The sequence below is a fragment of the Bradyrhizobium sp. BRP23 genome (assembly GCF_020194135.1).
Classification (GTDB): Bacteria; Pseudomonadota; Alphaproteobacteria; order Rhizobiales; family Xanthobacteraceae; genus Bradyrhizobium; species Bradyrhizobium yuanmingense.
Map to the genome: position 1 here is coordinate 19,543 of NZ_JADYVW010000001.1, position 24,186 is coordinate 43,728.

Here is a 24,186-nt window from a genome sequence, read left to right on the forward strand (position 1 = left end):
TCATGACGCTCCAGACCCGCATCCACGCGTCCCGCCGCTCGCCGACGGTCCTGGTCGCCGGCGGCGCCGGCTTCATCGGATCGCATCTCTGCGACGCGCTCCTGCAACGCGGCAGCATGGTGATCTGCCTGGACAATTTGTTCACGGGAACCACCGACAACATCCGGCCTCTGCTCAACCATCCGAACTTCCGCTTCATCGAGCATGACGTACGCGATTCCATCGAGATCGAGGGCGGGATCGACCGGATCTACAGCCTCGCCTGCCCGGCCTCGCCCCGCCATTATCAAGTCGATCCGGTCGGAACGATGAAGACTTGCGTGCTCGGCTCGATCAACCTGCTCGAACTGGCGCGGCAGAAGGGTTCCCGGATTCTTCAGGCCTCCACCAGCGAGGTCTACGGCGACCCGGAGGTGCATCCGCAGCCGGAATCCTATCTCGGCAACGTCAATCCGATCGGGCCGCGGGCCTGTTACGACGAAGGCAAGCGCGCCGCGGAGACGCTGATGTTCGACTACCGGCGCATGCACGGGACCGAGATCAAGGTCGCGCGCATCTTCAACACCTACGGGCCGCGCATGCTCGAGAATGACGGCCGCGTCGTGTCCAACTTCATCGTGCAGGCGTTGCGTGGCGAGCCGATCACGATCTACGGCCAGGGCACGCAAACCCGCAGCTTTTGCTTCGTCGACGATCTCGTGCGGGGGCTTCAGCTCCTGATGGAGAGCCCCGCCTCGGTCAGCGGTCCGTGCAATCTCGGCAATCCGCACGAGGTCACGATCGAGGCCATCGCCCGTGAGGTGCTGGCATGCACCGAATCTGCGTCCCCGCTGCGCTTCGAGCCCCTGCCGAAGGACGATCCCAGGCGGCGCAAGCCTGTGATCGACGCCGCCGAGAAGATCCTGGGATGGCGTCCGAGGGTGGCATTGAAGGACGGCCTTCAAGCGACCATCGCCTATTTTGCGCTCCGTCTCGCCGGGGAATCGCCCACGCTCGTGCCGGCCATCGCCGCGCGCAGGACGCGCCATTCAGCACGCGGCCGCCTGACGATGTCCGAGCAACCGTGAAGGCCTTGGCGGGTCGCCCAATGCGCCAGCGCGATAAACCTAAAACGTCCCGGCCAAAGTGACCCGGAACGCCATCGGCTCGACCGGGTGCAGCACATAATCCATCACGCCGTTCCCGCAGACCGCGGCAGGTGCGGCATTGGCGGCGCAGAGATTGTAGAGCGTATCGGTCTTCAACAGCGAGCCATAGGCATAGGTGATCTGGTTCGCCTTGCTGTTGAAGAGATTGAGCACGTCGAACTGGATGCGCCAGCCGTTCTCGCTGCGGTAGCCGAGCCGCGCGTTGACGAGGCCGGTCGGCCGCGAGCGGAACGCATTGTCCTCCGTCAACGGGCTGGAGCCGATGTAGCGCCAGCGCGCGCTGCCGAACCAGCCGGTCTTCTCGCCTAGCGTTATTCCGGCCGATGCCACCACCGCGGGGGCGTTGGGAATGTAGTTGCCGGGCGCATTGCCGATCTGCGCTTCCGGATAGCCGGCGAGCGAGGCATAGACCGCGGCCTGCTCGCTGTCATAGCCCCGGAAGCGCGCATGCGTCATTGCGAGATCCGCGTCGATGTCGATCCAGGACCGTGGCCGGTAGTGGTTGGTCCACTCGAAGCCGTAGCGGCGGCTGGCGCGCGTTGCCGAGGTGTCGCCGGCATCGCCAGCGAACAGGATCTCGGAATCCTGGTCCAGGATGAAGAGGCTGAGAGAGCTGTCGAGGCCGGGAATGATCCTGCTGCGAACCCCGACCTCCGCGCCTCTGGTGCGCACCAGGAGCGGCGACGGCGTGAGCCTTGTCGCGGGATCGGTGGGATCCTCCGTCGTGGTCGCACCGCGGGCATCGTTCGAGTGCATGCCGTAGCCGGCGCCGAGGAAGAATTCCGTATGATTGAACGGACCAAGCACCATCCTGAATTTCGGGCTGCCGAGCGCGGCATCGGCGCGACCGGAATTTGCGGCGTTGAACAGAGAGGTGACGTCGGCGGCGTAATAATCGCCCCGCCAGCCCAACGTCGTCCTGAGCCAGTCGGTCCAGCGCACCGTGTTCTCGGCATAGACCCCGACGCTGCCCTCGCCGACCTTGTCGCTGCGGATATTGCCGATGAAGCCGCGCCGGAACGTATTGGTGAGCGCGAGGTCGATCGCATCATAGCGCGATTGCAGACCGAAGGTGGTCTGCATCGGCAGGCCGGCAAAGGAGCCGTCCAGCGTGCGCGAGACATTGGCGCCCGCCATCAAGCGGTCGTCGTGCTGGTGGAACTGGTCGCCGAGCACGGGATCGTCGAGGAAGTAAGTGAAATTGTTGAAGAGGTCGAGCTGGCTCTTCACCAGATAGGCGTTGGCCTTCCATGAACCGATGTCGTCGGTCTGCGCGATGCGCCCGGACAGCGCAAAGCGGTTGGCATGGCCGCCGTCGCTCGGATCTTCCGAACCATAACGGCCGAGCAGGCCGCTGGTGATGGCGCGCTGCGGCACCTGGTCGGTCGCATTCCATTGGTTGACGTAGGCCATGCCGGTGAGCGACATGCCGTCGGTCGCGGTGCCCTGGCTATAGCGCACGAGGCCGTTGAGCTTTCGCAATTTGTCCGGATTGTCCCACGGGCCGTCGTAGGTACCGATCTCGCCGGCCACCAGCAGCGAACCGTCGCCAACCTTCGCGGAATCCATGCCGAGCAGACGGCGGTAACCGAAGCTGCCGGCGCTCACCTGCGCCAGCCGCCTTGTGCTGTCGATCAGGCCGATGTGAACGCTTCCGACCGAGGCGAAGTCGCCTTCGTCGGCGAAGTAAGGTCCCTTGCGCACGTCCATTGCGGCGATGGTTTCCGGGATCAGCCAGTTGAGATCGGCATACCCCTGGCCATGCGCGTGGGTGCGCATGTTGACGGGGACGCCGTCGACGATGATCGCCAGATCGGTGCCGTGGTCGAGATTGTACCCGCGCAGGAAATACTGGTTGGCTTTGCCCTCGCCGGAATGCTGCGTCACGATCAGACCGGGAACGGCTTCGAGCGCCTCGCCCGGCCGTGTGAAAGGGCGCGCGTTGATCTCGTCGCCGGAGACAGTGATCTCGCTGGCCATGCCGGCTGCGGCCCTTGGACCCGAGCCGGCACTGCGCGGATCCGACGCCTGCGCCGTCGCGGAAGAGCGGCGACCGGCCGCGGGCGATCTGGCGGCACGGCGCGATGCGGCCGTCATCTTGCGCCCGGGCGCGGCGCCGCCACTGACCTCAACCGGCGGCAGTTCGCGTGAGGTGTCATTGCTCTGTGCGAAGGCGCGGCCGTCATCCGCGAGCAGCGCCAGGACCGAGAGTGCCGTCAAAGCGCCGCCGTGACGACCGTGCTCAGGCCGCCTCGGTCGCATCGGTGCATTCCAAAACTTTCGTGCCGGCGCGGCGAGGCTCGTTTGCGAACATGCGGCGATAGAGCACGACCGAGACGAGCCATGCGACCGCAAACAGCGCGATCACGACAAAGCCGACATTGGCAAGCGACTCGTTGAGGTCCTCGATCAGCGCCCATGCGCCGCCGGAGAGACCGAGCCGCTCGCCGATCAGGCCGAGCGCTTCGATCCCGCCGATGAACAGTGCAACCGCGACGGAGGCGCCGGTGATCGTGAGATTGTACCAGAGCTTGCGCAAGGGATCGACGAAGGCCCAGCGATAGGCGCTCACCATCAGCGCGGAATCGGCAGTGTCGACCAGCGCCATGCCTGCAGCGAACAGCGCGGGGAAAACCAGCACATCGGCGAGCGAGGCGCCGCGCGCGGCTTCGCTGGCGGAGATGCTGAGCAGGCTGATCTCCGTCGCGGTGTCGAAGCCGAGGCCGAACAGGAAGCCGAGCGGGTACATGTGCCAGGGCTTCGTCACCAGGCGGAACATCGGGCCGAGCAGCCGGGCCAGAATACCGCGGCTGGCAAGCAGCGCATCGAGTTGCGCAGCATCGTGAACGCCCTGCTCCCGCGCCGCGCGAAACGTCCGCCACAGGCCGACGAAAATGACGAGGTTGATCGCGGCAACCGCAAGCAGGAACAGGGCCGAGACTGAGGTGCCGATGAGACCGCCGATCTCCTTGAGCAGGCTGTCGCCGCCGAGGCTCACGACGCCCAGTGCCAGCAGCATGGTCGCCACCACGACGACGGTGGAATGGCCGAGCGCGAAATAGAGGCCGACGCTGCGCGGCGTCTCGGCGCCGTGCATCAGCTTGCGCACGACGTTGTCGATCGCGGCAATGTGATCGGCATCGACGGCATGACGCAGGCCGAACACCCAGGCCAGCAAGGCCGTCGCCATCACCGTCGGCCGGTCGCCGAACAGCGTGAAGGCCCAGGCCCATGCGGCGATGTTGGCGGCGACGAGCCCGCCAAGCAGCGCCACCGTTCCGGGCTCGACCGCCCGCAAAGTCCGCATCGCTGCTCGTTCCATTCGCTCGCCCTTACAGTATGACGTTTATCAAAATTTCTCATACTGGCAAGAGCAAGAGCCGGACCAGTTTCGGTCTGCCCCCTGACGAGCCGACGGAATGCGAGCCAAATGGCGGGCCTGATGGAGGAATTCCGCGTCAGCGGGATCACCGCGCCGATGCGGGATGGGCGCTCGCATTGGCAAGCAGATATCCAGTTTGACGCCGAAGTTGACGGTCGTCAGGGGGAGCTCGACCCACGCAACTGGAACCCGTTGCTGTGAAGCCGCTCACATCCGATTCGACGATCCCGATGTATTCATCGTGCCGGGTGGAGATGGCAGACGGAGACGCGCATGAAACTCCTCATGCTCTCGCTAATCGCAGCCATGCTTCTCGCCGGTGCGGCCAATAGCGTGTTCAGGCCGCATCCAGTGCCTCATTTCGGTCAGCCCGGCATGGCGTCCATTCAAGATATGCAGACGGGACGGGCCGACAAGCTTCCCGAGCAGGAGCTGCAGGACCGCTCCGTCTTGTTTGCGAAAGAGCTGCGGTAGGCCGGCAGGCTCGCTTTATTCGGCCGCTGCGGTCGCAGGTTGCCGCTGCCCATCGTTCGGTCCCGTTCGCGCCATCTGCTCGTCGAGCCAGAGGCTGTGGTGCTCGCGCGCCCAGTTGACGTCGACTTCGCCCGAGCCCATGGCGGCGAACGCACCTTCCATGCCGATGGTGCCGATATAGATGTGCCCGATCATCGCCGCGACGAACAGGACCGCCACAATGGAGTGGACGATCTGGGCCATCTGCATGCTTTCGATACCCGTGCCGTAGAACGGGAACATCAGCGCATAGCCGCTCGCCGCGACGAGCCCACCACCGATCACGACGATCCAGTAGATCATCTTCTGGCCGCCATTGAAGCGATTGGCCGGTGGATGGTCATGCCCGATCAGGCCGCCACCCCGCTTGGCCCATTCGACATCCACCTTATTGGGGATATTGCCGCCGATCCACATCAGGAAGATCAGCACGACCCCCAGCGTGAACGGGAAGCTCAGATAATTGTGGGCGTATTTGGCCCATTGCGACCATTCGGAAAAGGCCTCGAAACCGATCAGCGGCAATAGCAGTTGCCGGCCAAAGGTGACGTTGAGGCCGGAGATCGCCAGGATGATGAAGCAGGTTGCCGTCATCCAGTGCACGAAACGTTCGAAACCGTTGAAGCGCACGATGGTGCGGCCCGAGTGGCCGCTTTCCAGCCGAACCATGCCGCGGGTGAGATAGAAGATCATGATCAGGGCGATCATGCCGATGATGGCAACGCCGCCGATCCAGGGCAGCGTCACCATGCGGAATTCCCGCCATTCCCGCCCCTGCGGCTGCTCGAGAACGCCGGACCGCTGATCCGGAATGCTGACACGCCCTTGAATCCGGTTCAGCTCCTGCAGAAGCTGCTGCTCCTTGACCGAGCTTGCAGTCGGATTGACCTGCTGAGCACTCGCAGGCGCCGCCATCGCCAAGAGAAGCAGCGTGCAAACGCCGAACGCCAGGCGAATGAACCTTCCAAATGACGCCATCACGTCCTCCCCGGTATTTGCGCGCCCTTCTGTTGCCACCTCAGGACTCGATCGCCTCGCGATAAGCGGTCTTCCAGCCCCATGCACCCGAGCCATAGCCGCGCTTCATGACGCGCTCCTTGTAGATCTGCGCGATGATCTCGCCGTCGCCCGCAAGCAAGGATTTGGTCGAGCACATTTCCGCGCAGAGCGGCAGCTTGCCTTCGGCCAGCCGGTTCGCACCGTATTTCGCGTATTCCTCCTTGCTGCCGTCGGCCTCCGGGCCGCCGGCGCAATAGGTGCATTTGTCCATCTTGCCGCGGGAGCCGAAGTTTCCGACCTTTGGATATTGCGGCGCGCCGAACGGACAGGCGTAGAAGCAATAGCCGCAGCCGATGCAGAGGTCCTTGGAGTGCAGCACCACGGCATCGGCCGTGGTGTAGAAGCAGTTCACCGGACAGACCGCCGCGCAGGGCGCGTCCGTGCAGTGCATGCAGGCCATCGAGATCGAGCGCTCGCCCGGCTTGCCGTCGTTGATGGTGACGACACGCCGCCGGTTGATGCCCCAGGGCACCTCGTGCTCGTTCTTGCAGGCGGTGACGCAGGCGTTGCACTCGATGCAGCGATCAGCGTCGCAGAGAAATTTCATCCGAGCCATGTGCGTGCTCCTCTCAGGCTGCGACGATCTGACAAAGCGTGACCTTCGGCTCCTGCATGCCGGTTGCAGGATCGTAGCCGTAGCTCGTGATCGTGTTGGCGCTCTCGCCCAGCACGATCGGATCGGTGCCGGCAGGATAGTTCTTGCGCAGGTCGTTACCGCCGAGCCAGCCGCCGAAATGGAACGGCATCCAGGCGACGCCCTTGCCGACGCGTTCGGTCACCATCGCCTTCATCTTGGCCCGCGAGTTGTTCTCAGCGCCGCTCACCCAGACCCAGCCGCCGTCCTTGATGCCGCGATCGGCGGCATCAGCCGGGCTGATCTCGATGAACATGTCCTGTTGCAATTCGGCGAGCCACGGATTTGTGCGGGTTTCCTCGCCGCCGCCTTCGTATTCGACGAGACGTCCGGAGGAGAGGATCAGCGGGAACTGCTTGGCGATCCCCTTCTCCACCGCCGCCTTCTGCACCGAGAAGCCGATGTTGGGCAGACGGAACTGCTTGGCATCGGGCAAGGTCGGATACTTCTCGACGAGGTCGACGCGCGGCGTGTAGATCGGCTCGCGGTGCACCGGGATCGGATCCGGTAGACCGAACGCATTCATGCGCGCCTTGCCGTTGCCGAAGGGCACGCAGCCATGCTTCAGCGCGACGCGCTGGATGCCGCCGGAGAGGTCGAGCGCCCAGGACACCGCATCCGGATTGGCCGGGTTGACCCGCTGGATGGTCGCCATCTCGGCCTCGGTGAGATCCGTGTCCCAACCGAGCTTCTTCAGGCTCGCCAGCGTGAACTCGGGATAGCCGTCCTCGATCTCCGATCCCTTGGAGAAGGACTTGTCGGCGAGCAGGCTCACCTTCCGCGTCGTGCCGTCGGGCAGCTTCTCCTCGCGCTCGATGCCGAAGCGCGGACGGAATGCGCCGCCGCCGTCCATGACGTGCAGATTGTTGTTGTAGAGCAGCGGCGAGCCGGGATGCTTCACCTCGGGCGAGCCCCAGCACGGCCAAGGCAGGCCATAATAATCGCCGCCGACTTCCGGATCGTCCTTGGGGGCGCGCATCGTCACCAGGTCGAACTTGTGCTGGTTCTTCATGTGCGCCTTGATGCGCTCCGGCGACTGGCCGCAATAACCGGTCGACCAGCTTCCACGGTTGATCTCGCGCAGCACGTCCTCGGGGACCGGAAGGTTGTTCTCGACCTTGATGTTCTTGAACATCTTGTCGGCGAAGCCGAACTTCTTCGCCAGCAGATAGATGATCTCGAGGTCGTCCTTGGATTCGAAGATCGGCTTGACGATCTGCTCGCCCCATTGCATCGAGCGGTTGGAGGCGACGCGCGATCCCGCGCATTCGAACTGCGTCGCCACGGGCAGGATATAGACGCCGTCCTTGCGTCCGGCCTCGACCGCCAGAGACGCCCAGGTGGTCGGGTGCGGATCGGCGATCACCAGCAGCTCCAGCGCCTTCAGGCCCTTCAGCGATTCGGGAATGCGCGTAATGCTGTTGCTGGCGTGGCCTTGCACGAACACGGCCTTGACGTTGTCCTTCTGTGCGACGTCGGCCTTCGGCAACAGCGCGGCATCGAACCAGCGCGTCAGCGGGATGCCTGGCGTCTCCATCTGCTTCTTCTCGTCGAAGCGCGAGACGAGATAGTCGTAGTCGACCTCCCAGACCCGGGACCAGTGCTTCCAGGCGCCCTCCGCGAGGCCGTAATAGAACGGCAACGTCACGATATCGAGGCCGACATCGGTCGCGCCTTGCACGTTGTCATGGCCGCGAAGGATGTTGGCGCCGGCCCCGGCCTTGCCGACGTTGCCCGTCATCAGCAGCGCGATGCAGCTCGCCCGCACGTTGGCGGTGCCGACCGTGTGCTGGGTCTGGCCCATGCACCAGATGATGGTCGCGGGCTTGACCGTCGCGAACGTCTTGGCGACACGCTCGAGCTGCGCGGCGGGCACACCGGTGACGCGCTCGACCTCCTGCGGATTCCATTTCTCGACCTCCTTGCGCAGGTCGTCGAAGCCGTAGACGCGCTGGGCGATGAATTCCTTGTCCTCCCAGCCGTTCTTCAGGATGTGCCACATCATGCCGTAGAGCACGGGAATGTCGGTGCCGGGACGGATGCGGACATATTCGGTGGCATGTGCCGCGGTGCGGGTCAGGCGCGGATCGAAGACGATGAAATTCGCCTTGTTGAGCTCCTTGGATTCGAGCAGGTGCTGCATGCTGACCGGATGCGCTTCCGCCGCGTTGCTGCCGATAAACAGCATCGTCTTGGAGTTGCGCATGTCGTTGATGCTGTTCGTCATCGCGCCGTAGCCCCAGGTATTGGCGACGCCGGTGACGGTGGTGGAGTGGCAGATCCGCGCCTGGTGATCGGTGTTGTTGGTGCCCCAGAACGCGCCCAACTTGCGGAACAGGTAGGCTCCTTCGTTGGTCATCTTGGCCGAGCCGAGCCAATAGACCGAATCGCTGCCCGACTTCTCGCGAACCTGCAGCAGCTTGTCGCCGATCTCGTTCACCGCCGTGTCCCACGACACGCGCGTCCACTGCCCGTTCACCAGCTTCATCGGATAGCGCAGGCGGCGATCGCTGTGCACGAGCTCGCGCACCGAGGCGCCCTTGGCGCAATGCGAGCCACGGTTGATCGGCGAATCCCAGCTCGGTTCCTGCCCGATCCAGACTCCGTTGAGGACTTCCGCCGTCACCGTGCAGCCCACGGCACAATGCGTGCAGATGCTCTTCTTGACGGTGGCGCCGGCCGCGAGCGGGCCGGCGGCGGCCGCCTCCGCCTTTCGCACGTTGCCCACCGGCATGGCCCCGAGCGCGGCGAGCGCGCCGCCGGCCAAACCGGATTTGCGCAGGAATGTGCGGCGATCAAGTCCCCCGCCCTGCCCCGCAAGGGATTCGGCGACGGAACCGCGGCGATCGGAACGCTGGTGTGTTCGCTTGATAAGCACGGGCAGCCTCCCTCTCAGGCCGGATAACGATTGACGCGGTAGAACGTCTTCACGTGATCGGATTCCTTGTAGCGCGCCTTGCGCTTCTCATCGTTGGTTTCACTGTCGGCCTGGGCGGACCCGACCAACGGTGTTGCAAGGGCCGCGCCGGCACCGGCGGTACCCAAGCCGACCTTGCGCAGGAAATCGCGGCGTCCGACCTTTGATTTCGTCTCGTCACTCATCGCATCTCTCCCGGACCGAAGCGCCTCGGTCAGCTGGCGAATGTAAATGCTTCCGTCTCGATTTCGATGAAAGTGCGGCCGAGCGCGCCGACTGCGCGATAGAAACGGGCAGTCCCCGCGTTCTCGATGTCGGCGAACAACCGCCCCATCCATGGCGACACGTGCTTTTCGAAGAAGGCGCGCTGCGCCTCGTGTGAGGCATCGAAGCGGCCATCGGCAAGGCCCGACATGATCTCGCACAGGATGGCAGCGTGATCTTCGGGTTCGGAATCGTTGGCGATACGCTCGATGCCGAGCGTCATCAGGTCGCCGCGCAGGCGCGACAAAGGCCGTTCGTTGAGAAAGCCCGTGAGATAATAGGAAGCATAGGGCAGCAATTCACCGCGGCCGAGCCCGACAAACAAATCGAAATACTCCCGCTCGACTTTCGACGGGACGGCGCTCGAGGCCGCGTCGGCGAGCGCCGCATGCGCACGACCGAGCGGCGTCGCGTCTCCGCTGAGCGCGGCGAGCTGATCGAGCAGGCGCTTCGACGGAGGCGCAGACAGCAGCGCCGCGAGCAAGACGTATTCCCGCGCGCGCGCCGCATCGATGGGATCGACGAGCTCGGCGGAGCCGGCTTGCTCACCGTAAAGATCGGGCCGCAGATCGTTTCGGGAGACGCCGGTCGCCGTTTCGACTGCAACCACCCGTTGTGCGGGCACACGGGTCCAATTCGAGACGGAGGGCTGGCTGATGCCTATTTTGCGTGCAAGCTGAGCGATGCCGCCTGCGGCATCGATCGCTCGATCAAGTCCGTCATCGCGCACGTGGACCTCCCATCCCAGTCCCGTCTGCTTGATTATCGCTTTTGTTACAAAGCAGTAGGTAGCGTAATCCGGGTTCCAGCAACGGTCAATCGCCTGCCATAGCCTGTACCTATAGTCTTTGGTCGTGGTTCAGCGCGGCAGTGCACCACCATGCGTGCGGGACCTCACAGGCTCTGCAGAATCCGCAGGTCTTTCACCCACTGTCGGTTGCACTGCAGCAGGGATTGCCAGGTGCTGCGTCTCATCGGGCGGCTCGACGACATTGGAAACAAGTGCCACATCGGCTTGATGCGATTCCGCCGGAGAATCCGCCGTTTCGATCGACGCCTCAGCAAGAGTCTGGGCCGCCTCGCGCACGCCGCCGACAATGCGATCGACCAGTGCGGCCAGCTCCTCCGAGGAACAATCCAGCGGGCCAAATCCCGGCATCGCCGTCGGGTCGTTGAAGTCCCATGCATTCTCCGCGAGCCCGACGAAGTCGCGAATCGCGGGATCGGTCGCCCAAGCGCGGCGAAGAGCCGCAAGGCTCAACTCGCGAGGAATCCCCTTGCCGAGGAAGGCCGTGATGTCGGTGGCAGCATTGATCTCGTCGATCGACGGCAGGCTCGACAGATCGAACTCCGTCTCGTCCTCTTTGTCCTCGGACGGCGGCGTCGGCTGCGCCGGGGCAGGTTTCGCCGGCTCCGCTCGCGACTGCTGTTTGCGGCGGGACCAACGCGCAAGGAAGTCCTCCTCACTCATTCCTTTCCGCCTTCATGTTCGCGCCGCGCCAGCGCCTCCGGATCGGCACGGCGCCGCTTGCGTTTGACGAATTCGCGCTCGACATGGTGCTCGGCCACGAAGCTTTCAATCGCCTCGCGCAGCACTTCCGGCATCGGCACGGCCTCGACGAGATTGTCGGCGGCTTCGGTAAAGCCTTCGCCCTCGGCGGGGTCGGCGGTCACCGCGGTGACTGCATAGGGCCAGACGCCTTGCGCAGGCGACAACACGACCCAGATGCTCGGACCGCCGGAGGCGAGATTGTCGCGATAGCGCGCCGTCTCCGACGGATAGAGATCGATGGTCGCACTTCCGGCATAGAACAGGGTCGTGCCGTCCTGCTCGCGAAGCACGGTCCATGGCTCGGTCGACGGCTCGTCCGGCAGGACAGCAATTCCGCGCCAGATGAAATCGACCCAAGGCGAGTCGGCCTTGCGCCGCTCGACTACGACGCCGACGGCAATCGAGAGGGACGGCAATGCCGCGGGGCTCACGTCGCCATCTCCAGCCGCTTCACCGGCAACCCGGTCAGCAGATTCTGTGGCTTCATCCGCAGCTTCTGATCCGCCGTCATCGACAGGATCAGGTAGACCGGCTCATCCCCGACATCGTCGAGGGCACGGCTGGAATCCGCAAACGTCAGCCGGAACAGCGCCAGCACGCGATCGGCGTCGCGCTCGCCGAGCTCTTCGCCGCGCCACAGACGGTCGCCGAGCCTCGTGGCATCGGCATCGAGCCCGACATACCAGCTCAGCTTCGCCTCGTGCAGCGCCCGTAGCGGCTCGATCACGACATCGATGCCGAGCAGATGGGAGACCCAACGCGTCATCGCCTGCGCCAGCGCTACAGGTCCGCGGCCGTCGGCGGTCAGGTCGAGGGCCATGTCGAACTGGTCGCTCCGGTGCCAATAGGCCTCGGCATTCTCCTCGCCCAACACCTCGACCACCGCATCGGTGGTGGCGCCGAGCATCGACATCAGCGAGAGCACCGGGGTCGGGCTCCGGCCGCCGACGACCTCCTCGTCTCCCAGCAACAAAGCGTGCTCATGTGGGAGAACGCGCTGGATCCGGAAGAACAATTCGGCCGCGCGCAGCACGAACGGGTCGTCGCAGCCGTCGAGCGCGTTGCGCAGGATGACGTGCACGAGCTGGTTGACGAACAGCGGCGGCAGATCGTTCGCCCCTGAGCGGAGCCAGGCAAGATAGGCCGCTTCGAGCGTCGGATGCCGCAGCAGAAGATCGCGGAACGCCAGCACGAACTGCCAATTCTCCCTGGCATCAGCATCGGCAATCGCGGCGATCTCGCCGGCGCCGACGGCCTGGCGCGGGTCGGCGAGCAGATCGCGATGCAGCCGGCGTTCGACCGGGCACGCGTCGTCCGGCGGCATCAGCTCGGGACGGGCAAAATAGGCTTTGAGAAATTCGTCCGTGACACGCAGGCCGCCGCCCTCGTCGCGATCGAGCAGGTGGTGACCACAGGAGATCCAGAAATCGTTCATCGGACGGTCGGCTCCCGGCCGAGATCCGCAAGCCTGAGATCGCCGTCCGGCTCGACGTCGTCCTCCATCTCGATGAACGAGAACGCCTTGCCATGCCCCTGGCCTTCCCGAAGCTGCAGCCGGCGGAACGACTCGCGGACCTCCCCGTCGCTCGAGGTGCGGTGCACTGCAATAAGCGAGCTGATGGGATGGCTGCAGAGCGACTGGGCAAAAGCGACCTCCTCTTCGGCCGCCGTTTTCGCCGCCGCCATATCCGGCGCGCCGAAACGATCGACCAATTGCCTCGCCAGCAGATCGACCAGGCCGTGGTAATCGTCCGCGGTCGCCGGAACGATCTGCGCCAGCGTCGACCAGCCCCAGGATTGCACCCCGAGGAACCCACCGCGAAACGCCGCGCGGGCCTTGCCCTCGAGCTTCGCGCCATCGCAATCCCAGAAGCGGAAGGCGCCGGAAACGGCCCATTCGCCCGGCTCTGCCGCCACGTCGAACACGAAAGTGTCCGAGGGATCGAGCGCGATCGTGCGCAGGAGTTTCACAGGCGCGGTCCTCCGAGGGCCGGATCGAGCCAGGACGGCACCGCGAGCGCCCGGACCAGGTCGCTTCGTTCGATCGTCTCCGTCCCGATGCGGCGCGTCAGGAGGTCGCCGCAATCATCTATGCGCTGTATCGTCTGCCTTTCACGCGGCATCCGCGTGAGATAGTCGCGCGCGACGCTGTCGAAGCCGTCGACCCGCCAGCCGTCCAGCGCCAGCATCAGATGCCGGGCGAAGCTTTCCGTGATCTGCGCCGCGCCCGCCTCGCCAAAGCCTTCCTGGTCAAGCGCCGAGGCCAGCGGGTGGACGCCTGGATCGTCATCATTCATGGCAACCGTCCGTATCATCGCGCCGAAGACCAGCCAGGGCGGCGGCGCCTCCTCGTCAGCTCCGGAACACCAACCCATCCGTCCGCCGCCGACCAGCCCCCCGTCGATCCTGACCGCATCCGGCCAGCCGATCGTGATCGGCTTGCTCGGCGGTGCATAGGCGCGAAGCGCGTCGGTGAGCGCAACCATGCCTGCGTAGAACGCACGCCGCGCGCTGCGCAACGGCTCGGCCGGCTCGAGCACCACGGCGAACTCGGCGAGGTCGAAGCGGCCGACATAGACGAGCGTTCCGGCGCCGCTCTCCGGTGCGATGCGGCATGCATGGGCAAAAGCGTCGCCGCTCTCGCGCAATCGCACCAATGTGAACGGCGGCGGCAGGTGGATCGGTTCCGCCGTGGAAACATGGCTCACTGGGATCGACGGCAGACCGTCCTCCGCTTTCCTTTTCTTCCCGATGGATAATGTCTATACGAGGCGAAGGGCCGGCGCGAGTCCGTCGTCGTCGTCCGAAAGGCGGAGGAGTTAACCTGGAGCAGCCGTCGAAGACCATCCTGATCTGCTCGTGCGAAGACACGATGCGCCTCGACGTGGCTGCAATCCGGCGCGCATGTCCGAACAGCGAGGTCAAGAGCTTCCGCCACCTCTGCGGGGCGGAGCTCGATCATTTCCGCAACATGGCCGCGACAGAAGGCGTGTTGACGGTCGCCTGCACGCAGCAGGCGGCGCAGTTTTCGGACGAGGCCGGCGAGCGGCCTGACGCGATCGGCTTCGTCAATATCCGCGAGACGGCTGGCTGGTCCCGCGACGGCGCGCACGCCGGCGCAAAAATGGCCGCCCTGCTCGCATCCGCCTCCATCCCCGCCCCGGACTATCCGCTCGTCACCTTGTCGAGCGAGGGCGTCATCCTGATCTACGGGCGCGATGAGGCCGCGATTGAGGCCGGCCGCCTGCTTGCCGATCACCTCGACGTCACCGTGATGCTGAAGCAGCTCGATGACACGGTGCCGCCGGTTGCCACGGTGTTCCCGATCGTGAAGGGCACGATCCGCTCCGCGAAGGGACATTTCGGCGCGTTCGAGCTTGTCATCGACGACTATGCGCGTCCCCGCCCCTCCTCGCGCGATCGCTTCGTGCTCGACTCGCCGCGAAGCGGGGTCACCTCGCGCTGCGATATCGTGCTCGATCTTTCCGGCGGTCTGCCAATGTTTCCCGCCCACGACCTGCGCGACGGCTATCTCCGCGCCGACACGAAAGATCCCGCCGCGGTGCTGCGCGCGGTGCTGACCGCGCGCGATCTCGTCGGCAGCTTCGACAAGCCCAGATATGTCGAGGTTGCGCCGGCGCTTTGCGCCCATTCGCGCTCGAAGCGTACGGGCTGCCATCGCTGTCTCGATCTTTGCCCGACCGGGGCAATCACGCCCGTCGGCGATCATATCGCAATCGATCCGAATATCTGCGCGGGCTGCGGCCAATGCGCGGCGGCCTGCCCGACCAGCGCGGTCTCCTACGCGCTGCCGCCCGCCGATACGCAGCTCCATAAAGTTCGCGCCATGCTGCTCGCCTACCGCGAGGCCGGCGGCGCGAATGCGGTGCTGCTCTTTCACGACAGCCCGCACGGCACGCCGCTGATCGACGCCCTCGCGCGGCATGGCGACGGCCTGCCGGCGAACGTGCTTCCCTTTGCCGTCAACGAGCTCACGCAGGTCGGGCTGGAGGCGATCGTCGGCGCCTTTGCCTATGGCGTCTCTGCCGTGCGCTTCCTGCTCCGTGGCAAGCCGCGCCACGACGTGACCGGATTGACGCAGACGATCGCGATGGCTGAGGCGATCCTCGGCGGCCTTGGATTTGCGGGCCGTCGCCTCGCCACCATCGAAACCGACGATCCCGACGCGCTCGGCGCGCATTTGACTGATATCGGCACGCTCGCCGCGGTCCCGACGCCGGCAACTTTCAAGACCGTCGGCAAGCGGCGCGACCTCTTGCGGTTTGCCCTCAGCGAGTTGCATCGGCTGGCGCCGCAGCCGGTCGACATCATCGCGCTGCCGCAAGGTGCGCCGGTCGGCGCAATCAGCGTCGAGGCCGATGGCTGCACGCTGTGCCTATCCTGCGTCTCGGCCTGCCCGACCGGCGCATTGCGCGACGATCCCGAGCGGCCGGTGCTGAAATTCATCGAGGATGCCTGCGTGCAGTGCGGCCTGTGCCAGAGCACCTGTCCGGAAAAGGTCATCAGCCTCAAGCCGCAGATCGATTTCCGGGCGGCGCGCGCGCCCGCCGTTGTCATCAAGGAAGAGGAGCCCGCGCTCTGCGTCCGCTGCGGCACGCCCTTCGGCGTCAAGAGCACGATCGACCGCATCGCCGCCAAGCTCGAAGGCCGGCACTGGATGTATCCGGCCGGCGACAAGCGAATCGAGGCGCTCAGGATGTGCGCGGACTGCCGCGTCGTGGTCATGAGCGAACAGCAATTCGATCCGTTCAAGGGCGTTCCGGAACGAACGCCGCCGCGAACGACGGATGATTACATCCGCGAACGCAACGGCAAGGACTAAAGCGGACGAGGTCGAATCGGCGCAAGGCAATCATCTCGACGTCGCGCGGGCCAGAAATTCGGTCAGCGCGCGCCGGTCCTCGGCCGAGCCGATGCGCTGCTCCGGCATCTTGGTGCCGGGGGTGTAGGCATTCGGCCCGATTTCGAACAATCGTGCGACGGTTTCCGGCGTCCAGACGATGTCCATCGTCTTCAGTGCATCAGAGAAGCGATATCCCGGCACCGAAGCGATCTTGCGGCCGTAGAGTCCCGCAAGTGTGGGACCCGCGCGCTGCACCTCCTTGTCCGAGAGCGTGTGGCAGGCAACACAGGCCCGAAACACATCGGCGCCGTGATCGCCGGCATAGGCCGCAAGCGGGTCGGCCGGTGTGCCGACCAGGCTTGAACCGATGGGATTGCCGGTGCGGGCATTCCAGCGCCTGATCCTGCCGTCCGCACCACCCGTCATCAGTGTCTCGCGATCGGCAAGGAAGGCGACCGCCCACACCGGCAGCCCGGGCCCAACCAGGGTGCGCAGCAGGTTGCGCGACTTGCGATCGATGATCGCCACCGTGCCGCCGATCCCGGCCGCAGCGACCAGCGCACCGTCCGCCGACATGGCCAAGGCCACCACCGGCGTCGGACTGGCCGCGACCTCGCCGCTGACCTTGCCGTCCGTTGTCAGCATGCGCAGCCTGCCATCGACCGCGCCCGTGACGATTTCACCATCCGGCGCGACAGCCACCGCGTTCAGCGGCGCCGGCAAAGTCACGATGTCAGGTTGGCCATCCGGCAAACGCCAGATGCGCAGCGCAAGATCGTAGCCGACACTGACGAGCCTGCCGTCCGGCAGGAAAGCGACCCCATTGACGTTCTGCGTATGCCCTTCGAGCACGCGGGATGTGCTGTCCGACAGCGACCAGAGCCGCACTGTCTGGTCCCATGACGCCGATGCGAGAAGCGTCCCATCGGACGACACAGCAAGCGCCGCGATCGGAGCGACATGTCCCTCCAGCACCCGGTCCGGCTCCGGCCGGCCCGCCGTCCACACCGCAATGCGCGCATCGGCTCCGGCCGTGATCATGCGGCCGTCTTTGAGAAAGGCGACGGCGTTGACGCCATCGGCATGATACCGCAGCACGTGCTCTGCCGTATCTGTCCTGAGCGACCAGCGGATGACGGCGGTGTCGAAGCTGCCGGAGAGAAGGCTGTCGTCATCGGGCGAAATGGCGAGAGCCCGTATCGGGCCGCCGTGTCCGACCATGTCGGCATGCACCGTCGATGCGGCAAAGATGGTCCACAGCAATGCGGCCACCTTCGTGCACAGAGCCGATCTGTTCATTCCTGGCCGCCTGCTGACATTCACCCGCTCGAGATTGCCAGAAGAGGCAACGGAAATGAATATCCTGGAACGGTCTACTTGAAACAGTCTACTTGGCCGGTGCCGTCGTGGTCTTGGACGACCCCTCCGGCGCGGGCTGCATTCCGGGCGGACTCTGGCCCTGGGGGCTTTCGGGCGGCGCACCACCCGAGCCGGTATTGATCGGACCCGTCCAACCTTGCGGCTGGAGCTGGCCCTTGTCCTCGGGAGGCGTTTGCCCCGTCGGCGAGTTGGTTTGCGCCGGCTGGGCCAGGGCGCCCTCGACAATGCAAAGTGCTGCGAAGCACAGGATCGTTCTCGGTAATTTCACGCCAAGCCTCCGATGCGCTCACCAGGCCTGCAGAAAACTTGCAAGACCCGCATCCGTTCCGGATCGTGCAGCGCAGCAGCGCCGAGCTCCGGTCCCTTGGCTCGATGGGCGATGCGTCTTTCCGCCGATCCCGTGTTCAAAAGCCCATAGCGGGCGGATGGCTGATGCGATCGACGAGCTTGCTCGCCGCAGGCCCTGTCGTATAGATGGCGTGGTCCAATCGAGGGAGGCTGAGGATGAAGGCTTTTTTGCTTGGCTGCGTCGCGGCCGTGGTGATCGCGGTTGGTGGGATGGTGATCCTCGATCGCGTGCAGGAGCCCGCCGCGCACGCGTTTGCCACCACCGGGGTGCGGCTCTAAGAAGTCTCACTCGCGCTTGAGCCCGATCGGCCCGAGGATCGGAGCGGAGGGAACGAGCTCGACCTTGCGAACCATAGCTTCCTGCAGCCGAGGATCGTAGATCATTGCCTGCGCCATGCAGACGATGGCGCCGCGCAAGGTGCGCTCCATGCGCCATTTCCGCCTCCGGCTTCAGAATTTGGTAACCATACGAGCATGGTTGAACGCATTGGCGCAAATCGCGCGGCGGCAGTGTCTGACCTGTAACGGCCTTGGTATAAGCGCAGCTACGGTTCGAACGACGTTCGCGGATGATCCGGTTTCCTTGTGCGCATGAATAAGCCCAGCAACACGTTCGACATCGCCATCGAGCCGTCGTTCGACTTTCTGTCTCCGGAATATGCAGAGCTGTTCGATCGTTCGGCTGCCACTGCCTTCCAGCATCCGGTCTGGTTGCATAGCCTCTACACCAGGCTCGCGCCGGAAACGGATGCAACGGCTCTGGTCGTCATCGTGCGCGACCGCGACACCGGCACGCTTGCGATGGTGTTACCGCTGCTCCGAATCCGGCGCGGTCCGATACGAACCATCGAGTTCGCCGACCTCCGCGTCTCCGATTATCTGGCACCGGTTTGCAGCCCGGACGTGTTTTCACGATTGCTCGATGATGCGGCCGCATGCGCGCAGATTCGGCGCCTTGTCCGCCCCTTCGATCTGCTCCGGATGGCCAAGCTGCCCGACGGACGGCTTCCGATCGAGGACCTCCTGGCCACATCCCGCCGTGTCTCGATGAACACCAATGCTTATGCCACGGTTCTGGTCGCGCCTTACGAGCAATGGCGGGCCAGTGCGATGGATCGCTCCTACCAGAAGGAACTCGCCAAGAAATATCGTCAGCTGCAGAAGAAGGGCGCGCTGAGCTTCTCATGCTGCAGCGACAGCGCCGCCGTGCTCGAGACGATGGAGGTGATGAGGAAGTTTCGCGGCCCGCGCTTTCACGCACAAGGCGACGGAGACCTGCTGCAGCGGCCCGAATATTACGGCTTCTATTCCGACGTCGCCCTTCGGGGCCTCGGGTCCTTCGTTCGCCTCTATGCCATGAAGATGGACGGCGAAGTGATCGCCGCCGTGCTCGGATTGTGCCACCGCGACAGCTTCCTCGTCATCATGAGCGCCTTCGACATCGCCGGCTACAAGAGCCAGTCCATCGGCGCGCTGATGTTCGAACAAGTGGCGCGAGATTGTATTGAGCGCGGAGATCAGATGCTCGACTTCACCATCGGCGACGAGCCATACAAGAAATCGTTCGGCGCACAGGCTTCACCGATGTGGGAGGTCACGCAGGTCGGCAGCGCCGTAGGCGCGATCGCCCTCTTCGCGCTGAAGCAGGCGCCCTGGCTCAAGCTGGCGGCCAAGCGGCTCTCCGATTTGAAGGTTCAGCCCGCCCACACCGCGAGGCCCACGCGCTGACCGGCGGGGGGTCGCAGAGATCAGGCGCGCAATACGCCGCGGACGCGGCCAAGCCAGCCCGGATGCATCTGATCGACGCGGTGTGCAAGACTGCGCCGCAGGAAGTGCAACCGTCGCCGCACGTCCCAGCCGATATCGTTGCGCGAGGTCAGCGCCTGGCGGAAGCGTGCCATCTTCAGCGATTGCTGATCCGCCGCGATCTTGTCGCGATCGGCATAGAATTGCGAGATCTTCTCCAGGCCCATGCCTGCAGTCATGAGCCATCGCGGCACATATTCGGTGCAGAGACGGTCGACGTCCACGAGCAGGCGGGCGACACCCGTTCCGGCCGCAGGACAATTGGTCTGGAACGCATCGCCGATGAGCACGATTCCGGGCCGGAGATGCCCCTCGACGACGGTCAGATCCATCACCCAGTTCTGGACGCGATCGGTCACGCGGAAATCGCCGAGGTAGCTCCGCAATCCCGGCAGCAGGCGCAAGATTGTCGCCTCCGGTTCGCGGCGCAACTCGCGCATAACAGGATCGGTCGGATCGCGGAACATGAAGAGATTGGCACGCATTCCGGCGTGGACGGGAAACAGGCTGAGATAGTCGATGCCATCGGCGGTGCGTTCGCCGTAACAGGTCAACGCCTCGAAATCGAACGGGGTGCCATCCTGGCGAGCGATCGTGAAACCGAACGACACCGAATGGCGCTCGGCAAGCACGCGCCGCCTGATGCCGAGCTTGTAGCCCAGGGCTCCCGCCATGCCGGTGGCCAGAACGACGAGGCGCGCCGCCACGCGCCGTCCGGAGGCGAGCTCGAGATGCTGGACATCGCCGCTGCTGCCAATCGCTGTGACCTCGTCGACGATCAGGTTGGAAGGATCCGGAAGCTGGCGACGCGCCATTGCGACGAGATCGGCATAGGCAAATCCGTAAGCCCTGCCGACGCTGACATCGACCACCTTGCCCTCACGGATGTTGAGCACTTGATCATATCGGCACGCGACATCTTCGAGCGCATCGAGAAAGCCGAGCTTGCCGAACAGCTCCAGCTGATGGCCGCCGATCTTCTCGACCCGAAACTCATCCGGATGGACTGCCCGCTTGTCGATCAGAGCGACGCGACGCCCTGCCCGCGCCAGCACGGCCGCCGCAAGCGATCCCGCAAGACCGCCACCGACGATGGCGACGTCCGAGTCGATGGTTGCGGTCTCGTCCCCGTCGACCGGCTCGGTCACGGTTCTCGTCATGGCTCCGGCTCCCACGGTTAACAGCGTCTGCAGTGCAATTCTCTCGCCTGATGTCGCATCGCAGGGCCGGGTGCGAACATTTCCTGAGATTGAGGTTAATGACCGCAGGTGCCCAGTTCGCCGACTCGCCGCGGCACGCGTCTTGCTGTCCCGAAACCATTCTGCACGCGAGCCCCGGATCTCGCCTTCTCAGTCGTCGATGCGGCGTTATGCCGTCCGTCGCGCGAGTTGAAACTCGCAGATGTTGGACAATGGAGACAGCGATGTTCCAGAACGAAGCAACCCGTATCACCGCGATCGCCGAAATCCTCCAACTCGTCCATTAACACTCGCGATTGCTCGACATGCTAGGTTCTCGCCGGTATCGGAACATGTCTCGTCAGGGGAGCGCGGCTCCCTTAACCCTTCCATGATCGCATCCATTCTCCAGTTCATGCGGCGCGACGTCACGCGCGGCGTTGCCGGGACCATCCTGCTCAAGGTCGGCAGCGGCGTGCTCGCGTTCGCGTTGTTCTCGCTGGCTGCGCGGACGATGTCGCCTGACGGCTTCGGCATCTTTGCGACCTGGCTGTCGGTCGCGCAGATCGCAGCCGTCGTGGGACTGGTCGGCCAGGAATCCCTGCTGGTGCGATTCCTGAACGAATATCAGGTCGGCGAAAGGCCGGACCTTACCAAAGGCGTGCTGCAATCGAGCTTGAAGATCGCCTCGGTCGCAATGCTGATCGTGATCGGCGGGATCGCGATCGTCGCGAGCATGAGAGGCGACTGGTGGCTGCTGATCCTTGCGGTGTCGGCCTACACGGCCGTCAATGCCGGATTGATGCTCGGCAGCCAAATCGCGCGCTCGCTGGTCAGCATTCTCATGGGCGAAGGAAACCGCGAGTTCCTTTGGCGGGCCCTCGTCGTCGTGTTCCTGCTCGTCATGCTGCTCGCCCATCGCCAACTCGATCCGGCCGAGCTGTTCGCGGCGATGACGGTCGCCATGTCGGTTGGCCTTGTTGCGCAGATCGTATCCGTCGCGCGCGTGCTGCCGGATCTGCGCAGTACGCCGGCGCGCTCGGAGACGTCACGCTGGCGATCAAGTGCCCTGCACTTCTGGCTCGCATCGATCCTCGAAGTCGCCAATCAGTATCTCGACGTCATTCTGGTCTACTGGATGCTGGATCCGACGACCGCGGGAATCTACTTTGCCGCCTCGCGCCTCGCCAACATTTTCGCCATGGTGTCCGCGGCGCTTTACACGTTCGGTGCGCGCCGGCTCCCGTCGCTCTATTTCAGCAAGAACCACGGGGAGTTCGAGCGGACCTCGCGCTTGATGGCGGAAGTGACTGGGCTCTGCGTCGTCGCCGGTCTCGCCACGATCTGGATCGGCGGCCCCTATCTCCTCAACCTGTTCGGACCTCATTTCGCCGAGCAGCATTCGGTCCTGATCGTGCTTGCAATCGGAACCGCCATTCAGGCGGCGGGCGGCCCGGCTGCTGCGATCCTGCAGCTGACCGGTCATGAACGAATCTATGTGCCGGTGGTCGCTGCCAACGTCGGGCTGCGGCTCGTCGGATTTCTCGTCCTGGTCCCCTTCCTCGGCGTGCTTGGCGCGGCGATTTCGACGACCGTGTCGCTCGCGCTCGCGACCATCGCCCTGAACGTCCTCTGCCGCCGGCGCAGCGGGGTGGATCCTTCCGTTCTGGTGCTCTTGCGCTTCCCAGCATCGAGGCGCGGCAATTATGCCGTTCGCAGCGCGGACTCGCGTGACTAGGTGTCAGCACGCGCCGCCGGGGTGAACGCGCAGGACCGATTGGTTAACGCGCCAGCGGGGAACCAGCGGAAATGCTGCGCCAACGACACCGTCGCCATCCGCGCCGCATTAACTCCGTTTGTTGCTAGCCGGTGTCCGCGGGATGCCCGCATGATAGGTACGGAGTTAAGAAGGTGAAGATTTCGTTGCTTTAGCGGGTCGGGATCCGTGCTCCATTATCAGCCGAACAAAGACCTGGACGAGACGAGCGCGACGGCACCTGCGCGGCCGAACGGCAGTGGGCGAAAACTCCACGTGCTTCTTGCGCAAACCCAGGCCGAGAACGCCGGTGCACAGGAGATCTCGCGGCTGCTCGGCGCCGGGCTGACCGCGCGCGGTCACCGGGTCACCAATCTGTTCTTCTTCCGCAAATCGGACTCCTTTGACGAACCGCCCGCCACGCTTTACTGCGCGCCGAGCCGGCCGGGCAATCCGCTGGCGCTGCTGCGGATGCTGTGGACGCTCGGCCGCCACATCAGAACCACCAGGCCCGACGCCGTCCTGACCTTCCAGCATTTCGGCAACGTCATCGGCGCCGGCGTCACGCGCCTCGTCAGCCGTGCACCCGTCGTCGCCAATCAGGTTTCATCCGCGCTGGCGATGAGCTGGCCGGTCCGCACCGCCGACATCGCCATGGGCAGCCTCGGCTTCTTCGACTGCATCACGCTCAATTCGCAGGACATGGAGCGCGAATATTCGCGCTACCCCGCGGCCTACCGGTCGCGCATGGTGCATGTGCCGCACGGCTTCGACGACAAGGCCCTTACCCTGTCGAAGGAGGCGGCACGAGGTCAATTCAACCTGCCACCGGACCGCGTCCTGCTCGGTTGCGCGGCACGGCTGCATCCGCATAAGCGGCTCGATCTGGCGATCGGTCTGCTGCCGGATCAACCGTCCTGGCATCTTGCGCTGGCCGGCCAGGGAGCCGACGAGGCCCGGCTGAGGCAGCTCGCGAACCACTTGAACGTCGCGGACCGTCTGCATTTGCTGGGAGAGATTCCTCCTGGCCGGATGGCGGACTTCCTTGCTTGTCTCGACGTGTTCGTCTTTCCGACCCAGGCCGAGACCTTCGGTCTGGCCGCGGTCGAGGCCGCCAACGCCGGTGTTCCCTCCGTCGTGACCAATCTTCCCGTCCTGCGCGAGGTATTGTCCTACGAGGGCAGACCGACGGCGCTCTTCGTCGATGCCTCCGATCATGCGAAGCTCTCCGCGGCGGTCTCCAGGCTGGTAACCGACAAGCAATTACGTGACGAGCTGCGACAAAACGCCAAAGGCCTGCGGCTGCGCTATTCGGTAGATGCCATGGTCGAGGAATACGTCCGGATTCTCGACCGGGTCGTTTGACCTGATACGTCGGAACAGAT

At 64.7% G+C, this 24,186-nt stretch carries 24 protein-coding genes; 8 read left to right on the plus strand and 16 right to left on the minus strand.

Annotated features, from left to right (window positions below; genetic code table 11):
• Nucleotides 1-2 precede the first annotated feature (2 nt).
• Nucleotides 3-1,067 carry a UDP-glucuronic acid decarboxylase family protein gene (locus I6F24_RS00110; RefSeq protein WP_036023654.1) on the plus strand — a complete coding sequence of 355 codons (1,065 nt, stop codon included), beginning with the start codon at nucleotides 3-5 and terminating at the stop codon, nucleotides 1,065-1,067.
• Nucleotides 1,068-1,106: 39 nt separating this feature from the next.
• Here the strand turns inward: I6F24_RS00110 and I6F24_RS00115 are convergent, their stop codons facing one another.
• Nucleotides 1,107-3,410: a TonB-dependent receptor gene (locus I6F24_RS00115; RefSeq protein ID WP_036023651.1), complete on the minus strand. Its 2,304-nt coding sequence runs from the start codon at nucleotides 3,408-3,410 to the stop codon at nucleotides 1,107-1,109.
• The gene (locus tag I6F24_RS00120) at nucleotides 3,391-4,470 is read right to left on the minus strand and encodes a HoxN/HupN/NixA family nickel/cobalt transporter (protein ID WP_050995897.1); all 1,080 of its coding nucleotides are present in this window, start codon (nucleotides 4,468-4,470) and stop codon (nucleotides 3,391-3,393) included. Before I6F24_RS00120 ends, I6F24_RS00115 begins: the two co-directional genes overlap by 20 nt.
• A 108-nt stretch (nucleotides 4,471-4,578) precedes the next feature.
• Between I6F24_RS00120 and I6F24_RS00125 the strand changes: the two genes are divergently transcribed.
• Both I6F24_RS00125 and I6F24_RS00130 read left to right on the plus strand, forming a co-directional pair.
• Nucleotides 4,579-4,731, plus strand: a complete 153-nt coding sequence (locus I6F24_RS00125) for a hypothetical protein (protein ID WP_156447252.1) — start codon at nucleotides 4,579-4,581, stop codon at nucleotides 4,729-4,731.
• A 72-nt stretch (nucleotides 4,732-4,803) separates the two neighbouring features.
• Nucleotides 4,804-5,004 carry a hypothetical protein gene (locus tag I6F24_RS00130; RefSeq protein ID WP_036023649.1) on the plus strand — a complete coding sequence of 67 codons (201 nt, stop codon included), beginning with the start codon at nucleotides 4,804-4,806 and terminating at the stop codon, nucleotides 5,002-5,004.
• Between the two features lie 15 nt (nucleotides 5,005-5,019).
• Here I6F24_RS00130 and I6F24_RS00135 read toward each other — a convergent pair whose 3' ends face one another.
• The 10 genes from I6F24_RS00135 to I6F24_RS00180 all read right to left on the minus strand — a co-directional run bounded on the left by I6F24_RS00135 (nucleotide 5,020) and on the right by I6F24_RS00180 (nucleotide 14,177).
• A complete protein-coding gene (locus I6F24_RS00135) occupies nucleotides 5,020-6,021 on the minus strand; it encodes a formate dehydrogenase subunit gamma (RefSeq protein ID WP_225149765.1) in 1,002 nt (333 codons plus the stop codon).
• A 40-nt stretch (nucleotides 6,022-6,061) separates the two neighbouring features.
• Nucleotides 6,062-6,658 carry a formate dehydrogenase FDH3 subunit beta gene (fdh3B, locus tag I6F24_RS00140; RefSeq protein ID WP_036005105.1) on the minus strand — a complete coding sequence of 199 codons (597 nt, stop codon included), beginning with the start codon at nucleotides 6,656-6,658 and terminating at the stop codon, nucleotides 6,062-6,064.
• Between the two features lie 13 nt (nucleotides 6,659-6,671).
• Nucleotides 6,672-9,614: a formate dehydrogenase subunit alpha gene (locus I6F24_RS00145; RefSeq protein ID WP_036005108.1), complete on the minus strand. Its 2,943-nt coding sequence runs from the start codon at nucleotides 9,612-9,614 to the stop codon at nucleotides 6,672-6,674.
• A gap of 14 nt (nucleotides 9,615-9,628) precedes the next feature.
• A complete protein-coding gene (locus tag I6F24_RS00150; RefSeq protein WP_036023641.1) occupies nucleotides 9,629-9,838 on the minus strand; it encodes a twin-arginine translocation signal domain-containing protein in 210 nt (69 codons plus the stop codon).
• A 29-nt stretch (nucleotides 9,839-9,867) separates the two neighbouring features.
• Complete coding sequence (locus I6F24_RS00155) at nucleotides 9,868-10,647, minus strand: molecular chaperone TorD family protein (protein WP_225149766.1); 780 nt, start codon at nucleotides 10,645-10,647, stop codon at nucleotides 9,868-9,870.
• 129 nt (nucleotides 10,648-10,776) lie between these two features.
• Nucleotides 10,777-11,388 carry a DUF3306 domain-containing protein gene (locus I6F24_RS00160; protein ID WP_036023636.1) on the minus strand — a complete coding sequence of 204 codons (612 nt, stop codon included), beginning with the start codon at nucleotides 11,386-11,388 and terminating at the stop codon, nucleotides 10,777-10,779.
• A complete protein-coding gene (locus tag I6F24_RS00165) occupies nucleotides 11,385-11,900 on the minus strand; it encodes a DUF3305 domain-containing protein (RefSeq protein ID WP_036023633.1) in 516 nt (171 codons plus the stop codon). The genes I6F24_RS00160 and I6F24_RS00165 overlap by 4 nt, the downstream gene beginning before the upstream one ends.
• Entirely contained in the window at nucleotides 11,897-12,904 is a 1,008-nt protein-coding gene (locus tag I6F24_RS00170) for a DUF6352 family protein (protein ID WP_036023630.1), read from the minus strand. The genes I6F24_RS00165 and I6F24_RS00170 overlap by 4 nt, the downstream gene beginning before the upstream one ends.
• Entirely contained in the window at nucleotides 12,901-13,440 is a 540-nt protein-coding gene (locus tag I6F24_RS00175) for a DUF6505 family protein (RefSeq protein WP_036005125.1), read from the minus strand. Before I6F24_RS00175 ends, I6F24_RS00170 begins: the two co-directional genes overlap by 4 nt.
• On the minus strand, nucleotides 13,437-14,177 hold the full coding sequence (locus tag I6F24_RS00180; RefSeq protein ID WP_036023628.1) for a biotin/lipoate--protein ligase family protein: 741 nt from the start codon (nucleotides 14,175-14,177) through the stop codon (nucleotides 13,437-13,439). Before I6F24_RS00180 ends, I6F24_RS00175 begins: the two co-directional genes overlap by 4 nt.
• A 164-nt stretch (nucleotides 14,178-14,341) precedes the next feature.
• Here I6F24_RS00180 and I6F24_RS00185 point away from each other — a divergent pair, with 164 nt between their 5' ends.
• Nucleotides 14,342-16,312, plus strand: coding sequence for a 4Fe-4S binding protein (locus tag I6F24_RS00185; RefSeq protein ID WP_225149767.1), 1,971 nt, complete (start codon nucleotides 14,342-14,344; stop codon nucleotides 16,310-16,312).
• A gap of 30 nt (nucleotides 16,313-16,342) precedes the next feature.
• Here I6F24_RS00185 and I6F24_RS00190 read toward each other — a convergent pair whose 3' ends face one another.
• Together I6F24_RS00190 and I6F24_RS00195 are read right to left on the minus strand one after the other, a co-directional pair.
• Complete coding sequence (locus tag I6F24_RS00190; protein ID WP_162130838.1) at nucleotides 16,343-17,554, minus strand: c-type cytochrome; 1,212 nt, start codon at nucleotides 17,552-17,554, stop codon at nucleotides 16,343-16,345.
• A gap of 166 nt (nucleotides 17,555-17,720) precedes the next feature.
• A complete protein-coding gene (locus tag I6F24_RS00195) occupies nucleotides 17,721-17,981 on the minus strand; it encodes a hypothetical protein (protein ID WP_128262436.1) in 261 nt (86 codons plus the stop codon).
• Nucleotides 17,982-18,217: 236 nt separating this feature from the next.
• Between I6F24_RS00195 and I6F24_RS37525 the strand changes: the two genes are divergently transcribed.
• Entirely contained in the window at nucleotides 18,218-18,340 is a 123-nt protein-coding gene (locus tag I6F24_RS37525; protein ID WP_260346694.1) for a hypothetical protein, read from the plus strand.
• Between the two features lie 6 nt (nucleotides 18,341-18,346).
• On the opposite strand, the gene I6F24_RS00200 is transcribed toward I6F24_RS37525, so the two are convergent.
• The gene (locus I6F24_RS00200) at nucleotides 18,347-18,490 is read right to left on the minus strand and encodes a hypothetical protein (protein WP_157785990.1); all 144 of its coding nucleotides are present in this window, start codon (nucleotides 18,488-18,490) and stop codon (nucleotides 18,347-18,349) included.
• A gap of 162 nt (nucleotides 18,491-18,652) precedes the next feature.
• Here I6F24_RS00200 and I6F24_RS00205 point away from each other — a divergent pair, with 162 nt between their 5' ends.
• Nucleotides 18,653-19,789 carry a GNAT family N-acetyltransferase gene (locus I6F24_RS00205; protein WP_036023621.1) on the plus strand — a complete coding sequence of 379 codons (1,137 nt, stop codon included), beginning with the start codon at nucleotides 18,653-18,655 and terminating at the stop codon, nucleotides 19,787-19,789.
• Between the two features lie 20 nt (nucleotides 19,790-19,809).
• On the opposite strand, the gene I6F24_RS00210 is transcribed toward I6F24_RS00205, so the two are convergent.
• Complete coding sequence (locus I6F24_RS00210; RefSeq protein WP_036023619.1) at nucleotides 19,810-21,027, minus strand: NAD(P)/FAD-dependent oxidoreductase; 1,218 nt, start codon at nucleotides 21,025-21,027, stop codon at nucleotides 19,810-19,812.
• A 409-nt stretch (nucleotides 21,028-21,436) separates the two neighbouring features.
• Between I6F24_RS00210 and I6F24_RS00215 the strand changes: the two genes are divergently transcribed.
• Together I6F24_RS00215 and I6F24_RS00220 are read left to right on the plus strand one after the other, a co-directional pair.
• A complete protein-coding gene (locus I6F24_RS00215) occupies nucleotides 21,437-22,783 on the plus strand; it encodes a polysaccharide biosynthesis C-terminal domain-containing protein (RefSeq protein WP_225141429.1) in 1,347 nt (448 codons plus the stop codon).
• 207 nt (nucleotides 22,784-22,990) lie between these two features.
• Nucleotides 22,991-24,166 (plus strand): glycosyltransferase family 4 protein, encoded by a 1,176-nt coding sequence (locus I6F24_RS00220; RefSeq protein ID WP_225149768.1) that lies wholly within the window; start codon nucleotides 22,991-22,993, stop codon nucleotides 24,164-24,166.
• Nucleotides 24,167-24,186 lie beyond the last annotated feature (20 nt).